We start from the raw sequence: 16,850 nt of genomic DNA, 5'->3' as shown, positions 1-16,850 counted from the left end.
TCCCCCTATGAAGCTTCGGCGCGTTTGATCTCATCGACTGTAATGTAATAGTCGGTATCGTAATCAAACGAACGAATGAACATACAAACGGCCACTCCCAGCAACCCGAAGCCTCCCATCCAGAACCAATGGAATGTTAAACCAAAGCCTGCGATAAAGAAGAATACCGACATGATAAATGGAATCCCGGAGTTTTTCGGCATGTGAATGGGCTTGATCTGTGCAGGCTTCTCCTTCATCTCTTGCTTCATCATCCACCATGCATCCATTCCTTTTACATGTGGAATGACAGCAAAATTATAGAGGGGCGCCGGCGAAGGAATCGACCACTCGAGCGTACGACCGTCCCACGGATCTCCCGTTACATCGCGTTCACCATATTTAATGCTGTAGAGAATTTGCCATACTTGGATGATAAACCCGACCCCCATCAGGAAGGCGCCGACTGTGGATACGAGATTCAAAGAACCCCATCCCAAGCCATCCGGATATGTGTAAATACGACGAGTCATCCCCATGAAGCCGAGCGCGTATTGCGGCATAAAGCAGACATAGAAACCGATTTGCCAGAACCAGAATGCCCATACGCCCAAACGTTCATCCAGTTTGAAACCGAACATTTTCGGCCACCAATAATAGAGACCGGCAAGATAACCGAATACCACACCACCGATCAAAGCTTGGTGGAAGTGCCCGATCAAGAAGTAACTGTTGTGATATTGATAGTCCGCAGGGGCAATCGCGAGCATGACACCTGTCGCACCGCCGATCGCGAAACAAGGAATAAAGGCGATCGTCCATAACATGGCCTGAGTCAAGCGGATGCGTCCCCTAAACATGGTGAATATCCAGTTAAAGATCTTCACACCTGTCGGAATACCGATCAACATCGTGGCAATCGCGAAGAATGTGTTCACATCCGCCCCAGCTCCCATGGTGAAGAAGTGATGCAACCATGTGAAGTAGGAGACCACACTGATGATCATCATCGAAGCCACCATGGATTTGTAACCGAAGATCTTCTTCTTCGAGAATGTCGATACAACTTCAGAGTAGACACCGAATGCCGGAAGGAGGACGATATAGACTTCCGGGTGACCCCAAATCCAGAACAAGTTGATATACATCATCGGGTTTCCGCCTGCGGCCATCGTGAAGAAATGGGCACCTAACAGACGGTCAATGAGCAACAAGGCAAGTGCGACGGTCAGCGGAGGGAACGCAAAGATGATGATGACACAAGATGCTAACACGGACCAGGTAAAGAGCGGCATGTCCATCAATTTCATGCCCGGTGCCCGCATTTTTAAGATCGTCACCAAGAAGTTGATGCCTGTCGCCAAACTGCCGATCCCCGAAATCGAAAGGGCGAGCAGATAGAAGTTTTCACCAGGTCCAGGGTTAAATTCGAGTCCTGATAAGGGTGGATAAGCGGTCCAACCCGCATTTGGAGAACCACCGATTACGAACGATATGTTGAGGAGCAATGCTCCGAAGAAGAACAACCAAAAACTCACCGCATTCAAATAGGGGAACGCAACATCCCGCGCGCCAATTTGGAGCGGAACAACAGCGTTGTACAAGGCGAACATGAACGGCATCGCCATAAACAGAATCATGATCGTTCCGTGCGTGGTGAAAATCTCGTTATAATGCTCCGACTGGAGAAAATGCATATTCGGGAATGCTAACTGAATACGCATCAGAATTGCGTCAATACCGCCGCGGAGAAGCATCAACAGCGAAGCGATCAAATACATGATGGCAATCTTCTTGTGGTCAACTGTGGTCAACCATTCACGCCACAACCATCCCCATTTCTTGAAATACGTCAGCACGAAGATGATCGCGAGACTGACTAAAACGATGGCAACATCCGAACCGTAAATCAGCGGATCACCCGTGACAAAAAAATGGGAAGCGAAATCTTTTATGCTTGACATGAATATCCCCCTTCCTTATTTCGTTTTAGTGACTCATAGACTCTAACATCTGATGGTTTTGCATATCATGATTCATGTTCCCACTTTGATCCTTTTGCTTATTGCCCATGAAATCATGGTTCATATAGATCCCGCCGTTTTTATCGACGATTTCTTCAAAGAGTCCTTGTGGGTATGACGAGTATGTCAAGGTGTTGTTTAAGACATTGGGTTGCTTCAGCTTTTCATACCCGTCTTTCGTCAAGGCGGGTGATGTTTGTTTTGCTTGCTCCACCCATGCATTGAACTCGGACTGCGGCTTTGCAACCACTTTGAATCTCATATGAGCGAAACCTTCACCCGTAAAGCTCGCGCCGCTTCCGAAATACTCGCCCGGTTTATCCGCTTGCAGCCAGAGCCTCATCGCCATGCCGGGCATCGTGTACTCTTGTCCGCCCAGTTGCGGAACCCAGAACGAGTTCATCGGCGAATCGGAGGTTAAAACAAACTGGACGGGAACGCCCGCCGGGATTTCGACATAATTGACAGTTGCTACCTTTTGGTCGGGATAAGTAAATAACCATTTCCAGTTCAAGGATGTCACCTGAATGGTAACCGGTTTTACATCCTGCACCGGCGGCTTGGTCAAGGCGAATGTCGTTTTCGCCGTCGGTACAGCGAGGAGCACGATGATGACGATCGGGATCCTCCACCAGATGACCTCAAGGACTTTACTGTCAGCCCATTCCGGCATATAAGGCGCTTTATTTCCCGGTACATCCCTGTAACGATAGACGATATACGCGAGAATCGCCATGACAGGGATGATGACGATCGCGACCAGTATGGTTGAAAGCACGATCAAGTCAAACTCAGTACGCGCGACCGGCCCCGCAGGATGAAGTACCATATATTCAGGTCCGCATCCTGAGATAAACAGAGCTGTCATGACTGCTATCACGGATAGAGTGGCAACATGTTGCAGCCTTTTCATTTCTCCTTTCCCCCTTTCTCATGTTCCTCCCGTTTTAGAGAATCCTCCTGACCCAATGATCGGTACATTTGGTTGAAACCCCACATCCCCTCCCCTGCACGATCGTAAATGATGATTACATGTGAAAAGTATCACGAGAAAATTTGCCCCATCAAGGAGGTTCCCTAGGGATTCATAATTATGTCATTTCGACCGAATCAAGTTCATAAAAGTTTTTCTTGACTTTTTCATTCGAACGATCTTATATCGCAAATTCTTAGAAGTTCAGAAGAATTTTGTTCTTGATATACGAATCACCGCTCTCCAGCAGAGAAACACCTTTGGATCTGTGAACATTTCATAACAAAATTCCTATAATTTTTTGACAAGCGCTTTAAAGATCTGTATCTGTGAATGTCAAGAATTTCGATGGCACCAAGAAAAAAAAATAAACGTCCCTGTAGATCTACTCCACAGAGACGTTTAAAACAGAACCATACATGCATGAACGGCTGAATCATAAGCGAGGTGTCGTCAAAAAGCCATTCCGATAACCATGAATATGAAAATCAGCAACATGTAAAAGAGAGAGAAGAAGAAAGTCCGTTTCGCCCAAACGAACTGGTCGTCCTTTTCCCGCCACATGAATATATTGTAGACCAGGAATACAACGCCAAGCACGATCGAAGCGATCAGATAGAGCTTTCCGACAGCGCCTGTAAAATACAAGCCCACAGAACAGATGAGCAGTAAGACTGCATACACAACGCTTTGGCGTTTTGTCGAACGCGGCCCTCTGACAACAGGCATCATTGGGATACCGGCACGCGTGTACTCCTCATTCTTGTACAAGGCAAGTGCCCATGAATGAGGGGGTGTCCACAGGAAAATGATCATGAACATCAGGATAGGAGCGAGACTGAGATTTCCTGTTATGGATGCCCAACCGATCAGAACCGGCACAGCGCCCGCTCCGCCACCGATCACGATATTCTGCGGGGTGCTCCTTTTCAGCCACATGGTATATATGACCGCGTAATAGACATATCCCAAGAACGACAGCAGAGCTGCAAGCGGGTTGACAAACGCCAGAAAGATCACGATGGAGAGAATCCCCAATGCGATGCCAAACCAGAATGCCGCCTTTGGCTCGACCAATCCGGCGGGGATCGGCCGTTTGCATGTCCGTTTCATAATCGCATCGATATCTCGGTCATACCACATATTGATGGCTGCCGAACCGCCCGAACACAACCAGAGTCCGACGAGCATAGCTAGGGTGACTCTCAGATCCGGAATGCCTCTCTGTGCAACAAAAGCTGCACAGAGAGATGTAAAGACGATCAGTACGAGGATTCTTGGCTTTGTCAATGCGATATACGCTTGGATGGTTTGAAGCATCGAGCTGGAAGGGGACAGGCTGCTTTCAACAGACGGCAACACGTCCCTTTGCGACATGGACATGCTCGACACCCCTTTCTACACAAGGTTTACTGGACTTGCGCATTAAACGACATAATCCAAAGGGAGCCAAAGACGATCGTGATGATAAAAATTGCTCCGAGAATAAGGGCCATTCCATGGTAATTGGGCCCCTCTCCTTCTGTCACATGCATGAAGAAGAACAGTTGCACGAAAATTTGCAGGGTCGCCAACACCAAAATCGTGATGATCAGCAGAGTGGTGCTCATCACATGTGCCAACACCAGCCAGAAGGCGGCAACGGTTAATACGAGCGACAAAATATACCCGATGATATACATCTTCGGTGATTCATGATGGTTCGCTTGCGCGGCATGTTTGTGTCCGCCCGCCATGTTACATCACCCCCATCAGATACACAACCGTGAACAGGAATACCCATACAACATCAAGGAAGTGCCAATACAGACACGCGATAAACACTTTCCTTTGGGTAACCGCGTTGATTCCATAACGGGCAAGCTGGAACATGATCGCGGTCATCCAGAAAAGCCCCAACGTGACGTGGCAGCCGTGCGTACCGACCAATGTAAAGAATGCGGAGAGGAAGGCACTGCGTTGCATGGTTGCACCTTCCGAAACCATCTTGACAAACTCATCGATTTCAAGGCCGACGAACACCAGACCCAAAAGTGCCGTAACGATGAGCCAGCCAATCAGCCGCTTTACATTGCCCCGGCGCATTTCCATCACGGCCAAACCACTCGTGAAACTACTCGTCAACAGAGCAAATGTTTCTGCCGTAAAGCCGGGAATTTCAAACAGTTCCTTTCCTGTCGGTCCGCCGGCCGTGTGTGTACGCAACACCAGAAATGTTGCGAAAAGAGTAGCGAACAAAAGGCAGTCACTGACAAGGAAAATCCAGAATCCGAGTATTTTCATTCCTTCCTGGTCATGGTCATGATGATCATGGTGTCCATGGTCACCGGAACGGGAAACCACATCATCGACGGTCATTGACATCTTTACAACCTCCCCAGTGCAGCTTCGGTACGTTTGACTTCATCGACTGGAATGTAATAATCGGTGTCGTATTCAAACGAACGAAGTAACAAGCAAATGGCGACGCCAGCGAGACCAAAGACACCCATCCAAATCCAGTTAAAGGTCAAGCCGAAGCCTGCGATAAAGAAGAATACCGACATGATAAACGGACGACCCGAGTTTTTCGGCATATGAATCGGCTTGATCTCTGCAGGATCCACCTTTACCGCTGCTTCTTTCTTCATCTCTTGCTTCATCGTCCACCATGCGTCGGGACCCTTCACATGGGGAATCACAGCGAAATTGTAATGAGGTGCCGGAGAAGGAATCGACCACTCGAGCGTGCGTCCATCCCATGGATCTCCCGTCAAATCGCGTTCACCGTATTTGATGCTGTAGACGATTTGCCATACTTGGAAGATAAATCCGACCCCCATCAAGAAAGCACCGACGGTCGAAACGAAGTTCAACGGACCCCAACCCAAACCGTCCGGGTAGGTGTAAATCCGTCTGGTCATCCCCATGAATCCAAGTGCGTATTGCGGCATGAAGCAGACATAGAAACCGATTTGCCAGAACCAGAATGCCCATCTGCCCAGACGTTCATCCAGTTTGAAACCGAACATTTTCGGCCACCAATAATACATGCCTGCGATCATACCGAATACCACACCGCCGATCAACACTTGGTGGAAGTGTGCGATCAGGAAGTAACTGTTGTGATACTGATAGTCTGCAGGGGCAACCGCAAGCATGACACCTGTCGCACCGCCGATCGCAAAGCAAGGGATAAACGAGATCGTCCATAACATCGGCAATGTCAGGCGGATGCGCCCACGGTACATGGTGAACATCCAGTTGAAGATCTTCACACCTGTCGGAATACCGATCATCATCGTAGAAATCGCGAAGAATGTATTCACATCCGCCCCGGCTCCCATGGTAAAGAAGTGGTGCAGCCATGTGAAATAGGAAATCACGCTGATGAGCATCATCGAAGCCACCATGGACTTGTAGCCGAAGGCTGTCTTTTTCGAGAATGTAGCAACTACTTCCGAGAAAATCCCAAACGCAGGAAGAACAACGATATAGACTTCCGGGTGACCCCAAATCCAGAACAGATTGATGTACATCATCGGGTTCCCGCCTGCGGCCATCGTGAAGAAGTGGGCACCCGCCAACCGGTCAATAAACAACAGAGCGAGCGCAACCGTCAGCACCGGAAACGCGATAATGATGATAATACAAGTAGCAAGCACAGACCAAGTAAAGAGCGGCATATACATCAATTTCATGCCGGGTGCCCGCATTTTTAAGATCGTCACAAGAAAGTTGATACCTGTCGCCAAACTGCCGATCCCCGATATCGAAAGGGAAAGCAGATAGAAGTTTTCACCGGGTCCAGGGTTAAATTCCAGTCCTGATAATGGTGGATAAGCGGTCCAACCCGAATTCGGAGAACCACCGATCACGAACGACAGGTTGAGGAGCATCGCTCCAAAGAAGAACAACCAAAAACTGATCGCGTTCAAATAGGGGTACGCGACGTCACGAGCCCCGATTTGAAGCGGAACTGCGATATTCATCATGGCGAAAATCAGGGGCATCGCCATAAACAGGATCATGATCGTTCCGTGCGTGGTAAAAATCTCGTTGTAATGCTCGGATTTAAGAAAATGCACGTTTGGCCATGCCAACTGCATACGCATCAAGAGAGCGTCGACACCGCCGCGGAACAGCATCAGAAGAGCAGCGATCATATACATGATACCGATTTTTTTATGGTCAACCGTGGTCAACCACTCGCGCCACAGCCAACCCCATTTCTTGTAATACGTAAGTACGAAGACAATCGCAAGGCTGACTAAAACGATAGAAACGTCCGCACCGTAAATCAACGGGTCTCCCGTGACGAAAAAGTGGGACGCGAAATCTTTTATGCTAGACATGGTTCTCCCCCTTCCTTAAGTCGTTTTAGTGACTCATGGAGTCTGACATCTGATGGTTTTGCATATCATGATTCATGTTTCCGCTTTGATCCTTTTGCTCATTGCCCATGAAATCGTGGTTCATATATTCTCCACCGTTTTTATCGACGATTTCTTCAAAAAGTCCTTGTGGATATGACGAGTATGTCAGAGTGTTACTTAAGACGCTTGGTTGCTTCAGCTTCTCATACCCGTCTTTCGTCAAACCAGGTGACGTTTGTTTCGCTTGCGTCACCCATGCATTGAACTCGGACTGCGGCTTTGCAATCACTTTGAATTGCATGTGCGCAAAACCTTCACCTGTAAAGCTCGCCCCGCTTCCGAAATACTCGCCCGGCTTATCCGCTTGCAACCAGAGCCTCATCGCCATACCGGGCATCGTATACTCTTGTCCGCCCAGTTGCGGAATCCAGAACGAGTTCATCGGCGAATCCGAGGTTAATACAAACTGAACGGGAACGCCCGCCGGGATTTCGACATAGTTGACGGTTGCCACCTTTTGATCGGGATAAGTAAATAACCATTTCCAGTTCAAGGATGTCACCTGAATGGTAACCGGTTTCACATCCTGCACCGGCGGCTTGGTCAAGGCGAATGTCGTTTTCGCCGTCGGAACAGCAAGAAGCAAGATGATGACGATCGGGATCCCCCACCAGATGATCTCAAGGACTTTGCTGTCCGCCCATTCCGGCATATAGGGCGCTTTGTTCCCCGGTACATCCCTGTAACGATAGACGATATATGCGAGAATCGCCATGACAGGAATGATGACGATCGCGACCAGTATGGTTGAAAGCACGATTAAATCATACTCGGTACGCGCGACCGGCCCCGCAGGATGAAGTACCATATATTCATCAGGTGAGCATCCTGCCATGAATACGGCTGTCAGTGCTGACAAAACAGCAAGTTTCACAAAATTCAACAGCCTTCTTTGCTTCATTGGTCTCTCTCCTTTCTTCTAACATTCCACATGAAGTGGTCTGATTTGACTCAACGAGCCAAAACTACGAGTTCGTTTAAAGTTCACACACTCGTAGATCTCATGTGAAAGTTATCACACAAAATTAAACCCTTCAATAAGATTATTAAAGTGTCATAAAGATGTCATGATCGTCTCATGAAAATGTCATGATCCTTTCAGAAAATTGTTGCTTGACTGCTTCCGCATCATGACCCGAATACTTTCGTCGTCGGCCCCGATGGGAAAATGACATAAAGCAGGAGAAATACGACAAGTCCACTTGCAACCGTGATAAACCAGATGGATACAGCCCAGGGGCCTAATTTCCGGTGTTTCGAAAAGTTTCGTTTGAATGCCAGCCGTAATACCAGTATGCCCAAGATTGCTGCAACAGTGGCAAGTGTGGAATGCATTTGCAAAAAGATTTCATACGGCAATCGCAGGTGTTCCGGTCCGCCAAATGCCGTTGTCCCAACCAGTACTGTTCTCAAAGCATAGCCTGTGAAAAACAGAACTGCGAAAACCGACCCCAGGATCATGAAACGCTTATGGATTTCAATCTGCTTCTTACGAATGAACCTCCACCCGATGGCCATGAAAGTCGCACTTAACAAAATACAAGCCTCGTTTATGTAGGGAAGATACTGCAGCATGACTTGGATCCATCCTTTCTTTTGATGGGGATCCCATTCCAATGGATTCGCCCTCCAAAATACTCGGATTGATTGTAACAAACCCATGGTAAATTCAGCAAGCTTAAAAAGATGCCAACGAGAATTTAATACCAATTCGAGAATGATGAGGTTCCCAGTGAGTGAGGGAACTATTCTGCTAGATTCTGGAAACCTTTACTTAGTCATTTCGTACAATCGATACTACAGCTTCCACATGATAGGTTTGCGGGAACATGTCCACCGGTTGTACCTCGAGAGTTTGATACCCGTGATCCTCCAAGTATCGTAAGTCTCTGGCCAACGTGCTCGGGTTACAACTTACATAAACGACCCGCTCCGGACGCATCGTTGCGATCGTCTGCAAAAGAGCTTCGTCACATCCTTTGCGAGGAGGATCGACGACCACGACGTCTGCGGAAACCCCTTTATCTTTGTTCAAAAATGGGATGACTTCTTCCGCTTTGCCCACGATAAAATCAACGTTCGAAATACCGTTTCGCTCGGCGTTTTTCTTCGCATCTTCGATCGCTTCAGGAATGACTTCGACCCCATAGACGTGCCTCGCCTTTTTCGCTAGAAATAGGGAGATCGTTCCGATCCCGCAATATGCGTCAATTACTTCTTCCACTCCTGTCAATTGCGCGTATTCGAGTGCTTTTTCATACAAAACGCGCGTTTGTACAGGATTCACTTGGAAAAAGGATCGCGGAGAAATTTCAAACTGGATGTCCCCGATGTAATCGGTGATCGTATCTTTTCCCCATAAGGTGATCGATTCCTGTCCGAAAATCACGTTCGTCTTTGCCGTATTGATATTCTGCACGATTGAGACTAGATGTGGAATTTCTCGTCGTAACCGCTCAATCAATCGGTCTTTCTTGGGCAAATAGCGCCCATTGGTCACGAGAACAACCATCGTTTCGCCTGTAAAGAAGCCGATGCGAGAGACGATATGGCGGATCAATCCTTTGTGACCGATCTCATCATAAGGCACAACTCCCAGTTCAGCGATCGCTTGTTTGACCGTTTTGAGTATATCATCCGCATAGGGATGCTGAATCGGGCATCCTTCCATATCGATGATTTCATGGGTTCTTGGCGCATAAAAACCTGCCACGACGTGTCCGTTCACGAGACTCACTGGAACCTGGGATTTGTTGCGATACTTCCAAGGTTCCTTCATTCCTAAAGTGGGATGTACAAGCACATGGCTAAGCTTCCCGATCCGCTCCAGTGCATCGACGACAATCTGTCGTTTATGAACCAATTGCGCCTCATAGCTCACATGTTGGAGATGGCATCCGCCACATTGGTGATAAATGGGGCAAGGAGGATCCATACGCACATCGCTCGGGGCGACGACCTCAAGCAGCCGACTCACGGCAAAGCTTTTATGTACCTTCATGATTTTTACGCGCACCCGCTCTCCCGTAAGAGCGCCCGCTACAAACACGGTAAATCCTTCGTACTTGCCGACGCCTTCCCCTTCATGACTCATCCCATGGATATCGAGTTCAATGATTTGATTTTGCTTCACCGGTACGCCAAGAACCTGCTTGGCCATCCTTCCACCTCATTTTCCAGATCGTCTTTTCATTTTTGACATTGCACGATCGCCAAGGAGTTCAGACAATCAAATTCGTTTTCGCCAAAATCCCATCGACTGCAAGATGCGCATCCTCTCGCCACATTGCGATCCGTTGCAAGAGAACGGAATCACCGTCTCCGTGCATGCGGATATTCGCAATCTCAATCTCATAGATCGCGTCTGCCGCTCCCTTACCCAGGTGAGCGACTGCGCGTGCATCAGCCAGCACGGATGGATGCAAACGATCCGCGACCTGTTCGAGCGATCGCAAGACCTTGACCAGATGGCTCGCGATCTTCGCAAGTGCAGCGATCTGTTTGCGGACACAAGATTCCCGCTGTCCATGAGCCAACTTTTCCACTTCATAGACATCTTCTTCACTGTAGGCTAACAGTTTACGGCGAAACTCTTCCATCGCGGCGATAAGATCTTTCCATTCGTTCGCATCATCCGTCCTTTGATGGGCTGGCAGATGGTTTACCGTTACGCGTAAAACGAGTTCGCTCAAACTCGCCAATAACGCGCCTGTAACCCCTGCCACGGCGCCACCCGTAGGACTCGGTAGATCAGGAAGCGCGACATGTTGGCAAAACATTGGTAAGGAACGATCGATAAACGAGTCTCCTCCCCTGTTGAGAGCTGTCATATGATGCCTCCTTAGATCAAGACCTTCAGATGGTGCTTGCATGCTTTAAACGTTCTCGGCAAAGGTCCCCCATATTCTCCGTCGAAATTCAGATCCACGTGATCAACGGAATGTACGCGCAGGCAATCCGTTTGATAATAAACCACCCGGTCACTCGCGATATGTTCCCCGCGCAATGCGGCTGTCGCGAGCCGGATCAAATGCGGAAGGCTCACCTGTTTAACGATGATCACATCCAGCAACCCGTCATCCAGGCGGGCTTTCGGTGCCAGTTTTTCAAATCCCCCGACCGTATTGGAGTTGGCGATGAGACACAGCATCGCTTTGCCGGAGTACGCAAAATTACGTGCCTCCACTTCGATATGGATCGGACGGAGCATCGGTAGTTTCTCCAATCCCTTCACATAATAAGCCAATTGTCCGAGCATCGTCTTCAGTTTGCTCGGAACCTCATATGTAATCTCTGTCAAACGCCCGCAACCGGCAATGTTTACAAAATATCTCCCATCCGCTTCGCCGATATCGAGGGGAACTGTCTGAAACTTGACAATCTGTTTACAGGCCGCCTTGATATCGCGCGGGATATTCAGTGACTTCGCCAAATCATTTGATGTACCGGCAGGAATGATACCAAGTACGGGACGGCGGGATGCGGAAGCAAGCCCGTTGACCACCTCACTCACCGTTCCGTCACCGCCAGCAGCAATCACATAATCGAAACCTTCGTTTGCCGCTTCGGCCGCCGCTCTTGTCGCATCTCCCGCGATATTCTTAGTCATATGGCAAGACGTCTCCAGTCCCCCCTGCTCGAGGATATCCAGAACGTCAGCTAATACGTTCCGCATGATTTCCTTACCTGATGTAGGATTGTAGATCAATCTTGCACGCGGTCGTTGCTTCGCCATCGAGTCTTACCCCCAATAGGAGGAACCCCAAGCAATCGCTTGGGGCCTCTTTCTCTTTCGCTATTGAATCCGTTCACGAATGATCGTATTGACCATTTGCGGATTGGCTTTCCCTTTCGTGGCTTTCATGACTTGACCGACGAGCGCCCCCAAAGCCCGCTCTTTCCCGTTCTTGAAGTCTTCCACAGATTTGGGATTCGCGGCGATCACTTCGTCTACGATCCTTGTGATTTCACCTACATCGCTAATTTGCACCAAACCTTTTTCTTCAATGATCGTCTCAGGATCGTTACCCGTATTAAACATCTCTTCAAAAACGGTTTTCGCAATCTTGGTGGAAATCGTACCTTTCTCGATCGCGTTAATCAATTTACCCAAATGTTCCGGCTTGATCTTCGAATCATGAATTTCCATACCGGCTGCATTCAGATGGCCAAGAAGCTCACCCATGATCCAGTTCGAAACAGCCTTCGCCTGATTTGTATGCTGCAGTGTCGCTTCGAAGAAGTCGGCCACCGCTTTTGAAGCCGTAAGTACCTCCGCATCATATGCAGGCAATCCGAACTCCCTGATATAGCGGTTTTTCCGTTCCGTCGGCAATTCGGGGATGGTCGCGCGAATCCGCTTTTTCATCTCATCATCGATGATGACTTTGACCAAATCGGGTTCCGGGAAGTAGCGGTAATCATGCGCTTCCTCCTTGGAACGCATCACAGTCGTTTCGTTCTTGACATCGTCCCAACGACGCGTCTCCTGCACGACTTGTCCGCCGGACAAGAGGATTTTCGCCTGGCGCTCTTGCTCATATTCCAGACCGCGTTGCACATTGCGGAACGAGTTCATATTCTTCAACTCGGTTTTGGTTCCGAATACAGTGGAACCCTTCGGACGTAAAGAAATGTTTGCGTCACAGCGCAGCGATCCTTCTTCCATCTTGCAGTCGGAAATCTCGCAATACTGCATGATCGCTTTCAATTTTTCCAAGTAGGCACGCGCTTCTTCAGGCGAACGGATATCCGGTTCAGAAACGATCTCGATCAGCGGTACGCCTACCCGGTTGAAATCAACGAGCGTATGGGTTCCGTCCGGAGCATGGTTCGACTTCCCAGCGTCCTCTTCGAGATGCACGCGAGTGATACCAATCCGCTTCGTCTCGCCATTCACTTCGATGTCGATATAGCCGTTCTGACCGATCGGCTTATCGTATTGCGAGATTTGATAAGCTTTCGGGAGATCTGGGTAAAAATAGTTTTTCCGGTCGAACTTGCTTTCTTCTGCAATTTCACAGTTCAAAGCCATTGCGGCTTTGATCGCCAATTCCAACGCCTTTTGATTGAGTACGGGCAACACTCCTGGGTGTCCCAGGCAAATCGGACACACGTTCGTGTTCGGAGGTGCACCGAATTCTGTTGAGCAGCCGCAGAAGATTTTCGATCGGGTAGCCATCTCCACGTGAACTTCCAAGCCGATAACTGTCTCAAATAACATGTGATTTCCTACCCCCTCTTACAATTGCGGCTGTGCGGAAAATCCTGCCGCTTGCTCATACGCATGAGCGACTCGCAGCATGGTCGCTTCATCGAATGCCTTCCCAATGATTTGCAAACCAACCGGCAGTCCGTTCACGAGCCCGCAAGGAACCGATATCGCCGGAATGCCGGCGAGATTGACCGGAATCGTATAGATATCATTCAAATACATGGTCAGTGGATCGTCGATCTTCTCCCCGGACTTGAATGCGACTGTCGGCGCTGTCGGCGAAACGATCACATCATAGTCGGCGAATACGCGATCGAAATCCTGTTTGATCAATGTACGTGTTTTTTGCGCACGCAAATAATACGCATCATAATAGCCGGAAGAAAGTGCATAGGTACCTAACATGATCCGGCGTTTCACTTCCGGGCCGAATCCTTCCGAGCGCGTCTTTTTGTACATATCCACCAGATTCATAGCACCTTCCGCACGCACACCATAACGAACACCGTCATAGCGGGCCAAATTGGAAGATGCCTCCGCCGGTGCGAGCAAATAATACGTAGCCACCGCATATTTCGTGTGCGGCAATGAGACTTCGTCAACCGTTGCCCCGAGCCCTTCCAGCACGCGAATCGCGTTCCGGACCTGTTCCAACACTTCCGGATCAGCGCCTTCCGCATGAAAATATTCTTTGGGGATCGCCACCTTCAACCCTTTAATATCCCCTGTCAATGCGGAGAGGTAATCGGGAATCTCCACGTTGGCAGAAGTGGAATCATTCGGATCGTGTCCTACAATCGCTTGCAGGACGATCGCACAGTCTTCCACCGTGCGTGTGAAAGGTCCGATCTGATCCAGCGATGAAGCGAATGCGACCAGACCAAAACGGGAAACGAGACCATACGTCGGTTTTAAGCCGACTACACCGCAATAGGCCGCCGGTTGACGAATCGATCCACCCGTATCGGAACCGAGGGAGAAAGGAACCTGTTTGGCTGCCACCGTTGCGGCCGATCCTCCGGACGAACCGCCAGGTACGCGTTCCAAATCCCATGGATTTTTTGTAGAAAAGAAACCGGAGTTCTCATTGGAAGAGCCCATCGCGAACTCATCCATATTCGTTTTTCCAATCAGAACGAAACGGTTATCCTGCAACTTGTTAACAGCCGTCGCATTATAAGGCGGAATGTAGTTACTGAGGATTTTGCTGGCGCAAGTCGTGCGAATTCCGCGGGTTACCATATTGTCCTTGATAGCCCCCGGGATTCCGTAAAGTAACGGAAGTTCTCCTTCCGGTAATTGATCCAATTTTTTTGCCTCTTCCATTGCCTGTTCGCCTACAACAAGCAAATACGCTTTCACGCGTTCGTCCGTTTCAGAGATTCGTTTCAGCGCTGCCTCTGTCAATTCAGACGGTTTGATTTCTTTATCGCGAATTTTCGTATGTATTTCCCGAATGGATGATTCCAATATGCTCATCAGTTTCTATCCCTCCAAAACCGCAGGCACGCGGAATTGTCCGTCGGCCGAATCCGGCGCGTTGGCGAGCGCTTCTTCATTCGTGAGCCATGTCCGTGCCTTATCTTCTCGAAGTACATTTTTCAAAGGCAATACGTGACTTGTTGGGGGCACATCTTCAACATCCAGCTCCTGCAATTGATTCGCATACTCGAGAATCTTGTTGAGTTGCTGAGTCAACTGCTCTTTCTCCTTCTCATCCAAAGCCAATCGTGCCAAATTGGCAACATGTTCCACTTGCTCCAAACTGATCGCCATAGAGACACCTCCCGTTCAAAATGACGAGCTAAAATTTCATTCCATGATTATAACACAGAAAAAAAAGACGTACCACAAAGGCACATCTTTTCGCAGGGTAGACCGTTACACGTAAGATCCCCATTGTTCAAATGGTCGCTTAGCTGTCCGTAACTGCGCTTATTAACTAACGATTGAGCAGCAACACGACAATGGATGCCAGGGAAAAGCTGATGCCAAGCAAATACAAGAATGACACCGTCTGTACTTGCGTGAGACCCATGCGCATCAATTGATGGTGTGTGTGACTCTTATCCGCTTTGTAAATAGGACGTCTCTCACGGAACCGCTTGATGATTACATATAACGTATCGAAGATCGGGACGCCCAGCGCCAGGACCGGTACCAAGACGGAAACCAGCGTGGCGGATTTGAACGCTCCATCAACCGCGATCGCCGCCAACGTGAAGCCGAGAAACGTAGACCCTGAATCCCCCATAAAGATTCTTGCGGGATGAAAATTATGCCGCAAAAATGCAATGGATATACCGATCAACGTCATGGCAAACATGGCAGAAATCGGCTGACCTTTGAGGATCGATATGAAAACGAGGCTCATGGCGGAGATAGCCGCAATTCCCCCGGCCAAACCGTCAATGCCGTCAAGAAAATTAAACATATTCGTGATCGCCACGACCCATATCAGCGTAGTCAATACTTTTACCCATTCGTGAAAAACCAGATACCCGTGAGAACCAAACGGAATCGTGATCCCATTGATCTTGATTCCCGAGTAGACCAGAATGCCCGCTGCTATAAATTGCGCCATAAGCTTGGGTAACGCCGGAAAATCTTTTCCTCTCGTTTTCGCAAAATCATCGATCAAGCCGACGATAAACATGAGGAGCCCACCGAAAACCATCCCGATATACTTACGGTTATCTCCACTGTAATCTCCCATGAAACATGTAGTCACATAATATCCGATCACCATAGCTGTTCCACCGATCAGTGGAATCGGATCTTGGTGGATCTTCCGCTTGTTCGGCATGTCAACAAAACCGATCTTTAAAGCAACCTTTCTTAAAAAAGGGATCAGAGCGTATACAACGCCAAACGCTATGATGAATGTCAACGCCAGTGACATAAACATCGATAAAGTCCTCCTACCTGCCTGTCGTCTTAACTAGTTTGTGCAAGATCTCAAATGACTTTCCTAACAGGTATTCCCTTTCTCACAGCGTCGTCCTAATCATATTCCACATTGAATTATATCAGAACCATCCTCATTGAGTAGAGTACAAATACGAAAATTCATTGTCAGATCTCCGTAATCTTTTTATTGCTTCTATTATACAATATTATGAAGAATAAAAGTTTTGCAAGGAGGCTCTGATGACGGATCTTTCCTTGCGTTTCCAGACCGAGCATCGACGTGCGATGCGTAAATACGTTATCGTTACCTCGGAATCCCAGCGGAAAGATTGAAT

The 16,850-nt window shown here is 48.6% G+C and carries 15 protein-coding genes; all 15 read right to left on the bottom strand.

The genetic code is table 11. From position 1 onward, the window contains the following. Positions 1-5: 5 nt before the first annotated feature. A complete protein-coding gene (gene qoxB / locus DNHGIG_RS10090) occupies positions 6-1,943 on the bottom strand; it encodes a cytochrome aa3 quinol oxidase subunit I (protein ID WP_282199500.1) in 1,938 nt (645 codons plus the stop codon). Positions 1,944-1,968: 25 nt separating this feature from the next. Beyond that, complete coding sequence (locus tag DNHGIG_RS10085; RefSeq protein WP_282199499.1) at positions 1,969-2,916, bottom strand: ubiquinol oxidase subunit II; 948 nt, start codon at positions 2,914-2,916, stop codon at positions 1,969-1,971. A 513-nt stretch (positions 2,917-3,429) separates the two neighbouring features. Further along, complete coding sequence (locus tag DNHGIG_RS10080) at positions 3,430-4,359, bottom strand: heme o synthase (RefSeq protein ID WP_282199498.1); 930 nt, start codon at positions 4,357-4,359, stop codon at positions 3,430-3,432. A gap of 26 nt (positions 4,360-4,385) precedes the next feature. Continuing rightward, complete coding sequence (locus DNHGIG_RS10075; RefSeq protein ID WP_282199497.1) at positions 4,386-4,712, bottom strand: cytochrome o ubiquinol oxidase subunit IV; 327 nt, start codon at positions 4,710-4,712, stop codon at positions 4,386-4,388. A 1-nt stretch (position 4,713) separates the two neighbouring features. Beyond that, complete coding sequence (cyoC, locus tag DNHGIG_RS10070) at positions 4,714-5,340, bottom strand: cytochrome o ubiquinol oxidase subunit III (protein ID WP_282199496.1); 627 nt, start codon at positions 5,338-5,340, stop codon at positions 4,714-4,716. Between the two features lie 2 nt (positions 5,341-5,342). Then, positions 5,343-7,310, bottom strand: coding sequence for a cytochrome aa3 quinol oxidase subunit I (gene qoxB, locus DNHGIG_RS10065; protein ID WP_282199495.1), 1,968 nt, complete (start codon positions 7,308-7,310; stop codon positions 5,343-5,345). A 25-nt stretch (positions 7,311-7,335) separates the two neighbouring features. Then, the gene (locus DNHGIG_RS10060) at positions 7,336-8,292 is read right to left on the bottom strand and encodes a ubiquinol oxidase subunit II (protein WP_282199494.1); all 957 of its coding nucleotides are present in this window, start codon (positions 8,290-8,292) and stop codon (positions 7,336-7,338) included. Positions 8,293-8,519: 227 nt separating this feature from the next. After that, positions 8,520-9,008, bottom strand: a complete 489-nt coding sequence (locus DNHGIG_RS10055; protein ID WP_282199493.1) for a DUF420 domain-containing protein — start codon at positions 9,006-9,008, stop codon at positions 8,520-8,522. Positions 9,009-9,165: 157 nt separating this feature from the next. Continuing rightward, a complete protein-coding gene (rlmD, locus tag DNHGIG_RS10050; protein ID WP_282199492.1) occupies positions 9,166-10,551 on the bottom strand; it encodes a 23S rRNA (uracil(1939)-C(5))-methyltransferase RlmD in 1,386 nt (461 codons plus the stop codon). A gap of 61 nt (positions 10,552-10,612) precedes the next feature. Beyond that, positions 10,613-11,221 carry a cyclodeaminase/cyclohydrolase family protein gene (locus DNHGIG_RS10045; protein ID WP_282199491.1) on the bottom strand — a complete coding sequence of 203 codons (609 nt, stop codon included), beginning with the start codon at positions 11,219-11,221 and terminating at the stop codon, positions 10,613-10,615. 11 nt (positions 11,222-11,232) lie between these two features. Further along, positions 11,233-12,126 (bottom strand): diacylglycerol kinase, encoded by an 894-nt coding sequence (locus DNHGIG_RS10040; protein ID WP_282199490.1) that lies wholly within the window; start codon positions 12,124-12,126, stop codon positions 11,233-11,235. Positions 12,127-12,186: 60 nt separating this feature from the next. After that, positions 12,187-13,614, bottom strand: coding sequence for an Asp-tRNA(Asn)/Glu-tRNA(Gln) amidotransferase subunit GatB (gene gatB, locus DNHGIG_RS10035; RefSeq protein ID WP_282199489.1), 1,428 nt, complete (start codon positions 13,612-13,614; stop codon positions 12,187-12,189). 18 nt (positions 13,615-13,632) lie between these two features. After that, positions 13,633-15,084 carry an Asp-tRNA(Asn)/Glu-tRNA(Gln) amidotransferase subunit GatA gene (gatA, locus tag DNHGIG_RS10030; RefSeq protein WP_282199488.1) on the bottom strand — a complete coding sequence of 484 codons (1,452 nt, stop codon included), beginning with the start codon at positions 15,082-15,084 and terminating at the stop codon, positions 13,633-13,635. A 6-nt stretch (positions 15,085-15,090) separates the two neighbouring features. Next, the gene (gene gatC, locus DNHGIG_RS10025; protein WP_282199487.1) at positions 15,091-15,381 is read right to left on the bottom strand and encodes an Asp-tRNA(Asn)/Glu-tRNA(Gln) amidotransferase subunit GatC; all 291 of its coding nucleotides are present in this window, start codon (positions 15,379-15,381) and stop codon (positions 15,091-15,093) included. Positions 15,382-15,547: 166 nt separating this feature from the next. Then, positions 15,548-16,513, bottom strand: a complete 966-nt coding sequence (locus tag DNHGIG_RS10020; RefSeq protein WP_282199486.1) for an MraY family glycosyltransferase — start codon at positions 16,511-16,513, stop codon at positions 15,548-15,550. Positions 16,514-16,850: the final 337 nt, after the last annotated feature.

This window comes from Collibacillus ludicampi (assembly GCF_023705585.1).
GTDB classification, from domain to species: domain Bacteria; phylum Bacillota; class Bacilli; order Tumebacillales; family BOQE01; genus Collibacillus; species Collibacillus ludicampi.
Note: the sequence above shows the minus strand (reverse complement) of the source record. Positions and strands in the feature narration are given on the sequence as shown.

Coding starts and splice junctions, on each gene's coding strand:
- DNHGIG_RS10040 (WP_282199490.1), bottom strand. CDS start 12,126: ATGGCGAAGCAACGACCGCGTGCAAGATTGATCTACAATCCTACATCA.
- DNHGIG_RS10020 (WP_282199486.1), bottom strand. CDS start 16,513: ATGTTTATGTCACTGGCGTTGACATTCATCATAGCGTTTGGCGTTGTA.
- rlmD (WP_282199492.1), bottom strand. CDS start 10,551: ATGGCCAAGCAGGTTCTTGGCGTACCGGTGAAGCAAAATCAAATCATT.
- DNHGIG_RS10075 (WP_282199497.1), bottom strand. CDS start 4,712: ATGGCGGGCGGACACAAACATGCCGCGCAAGCGAACCATCATGAATCA.
- DNHGIG_RS10045 (WP_282199491.1), bottom strand. CDS start 11,221: ATGACAGCTCTCAACAGGGGAGGAGACTCGTTTATCGATCGTTCCTTA.
- cyoC (WP_282199496.1), bottom strand. CDS start 5,340: ATGTCAATGACCGTCGATGATGTGGTTTCCCGTTCCGGTGACCATGGA.
- gatC (WP_282199487.1), bottom strand. CDS start 15,381: ATGGCGATCAGTTTGGAGCAAGTGGAACATGTTGCCAATTTGGCACGA.
- DNHGIG_RS10060 (WP_282199494.1), bottom strand. CDS start 8,292: ATGAAGCAAAGAAGGCTGTTGAATTTTGTGAAACTTGCTGTTTTGTCA.
- qoxB (WP_282199495.1), bottom strand. CDS start 7,310: ATGTCTAGCATAAAAGATTTCGCGTCCCACTTTTTCGTCACGGGAGAC.
- DNHGIG_RS10085 (WP_282199499.1), bottom strand. CDS start 2,916: ATGAAAAGGCTGCAACATGTTGCCACTCTATCCGTGATAGCAGTCATG.
- qoxB (WP_282199500.1), bottom strand. CDS start 1,943: ATGTCAAGCATAAAAGATTTCGCTTCCCATTTTTTTGTCACGGGTGAT.
- gatA (WP_282199488.1), bottom strand. CDS start 15,084: ATGAGCATATTGGAATCATCCATTCGGGAAATACATACGAAAATTCGC.
- gatB (WP_282199489.1), bottom strand. CDS start 13,614: ATGTTATTTGAGACAGTTATCGGCTTGGAAGTTCACGTGGAGATGGCT.
- DNHGIG_RS10080 (WP_282199498.1), bottom strand. CDS start 4,359: ATGTCCATGTCGCAAAGGGACGTGTTGCCGTCTGTTGAAAGCAGCCTG.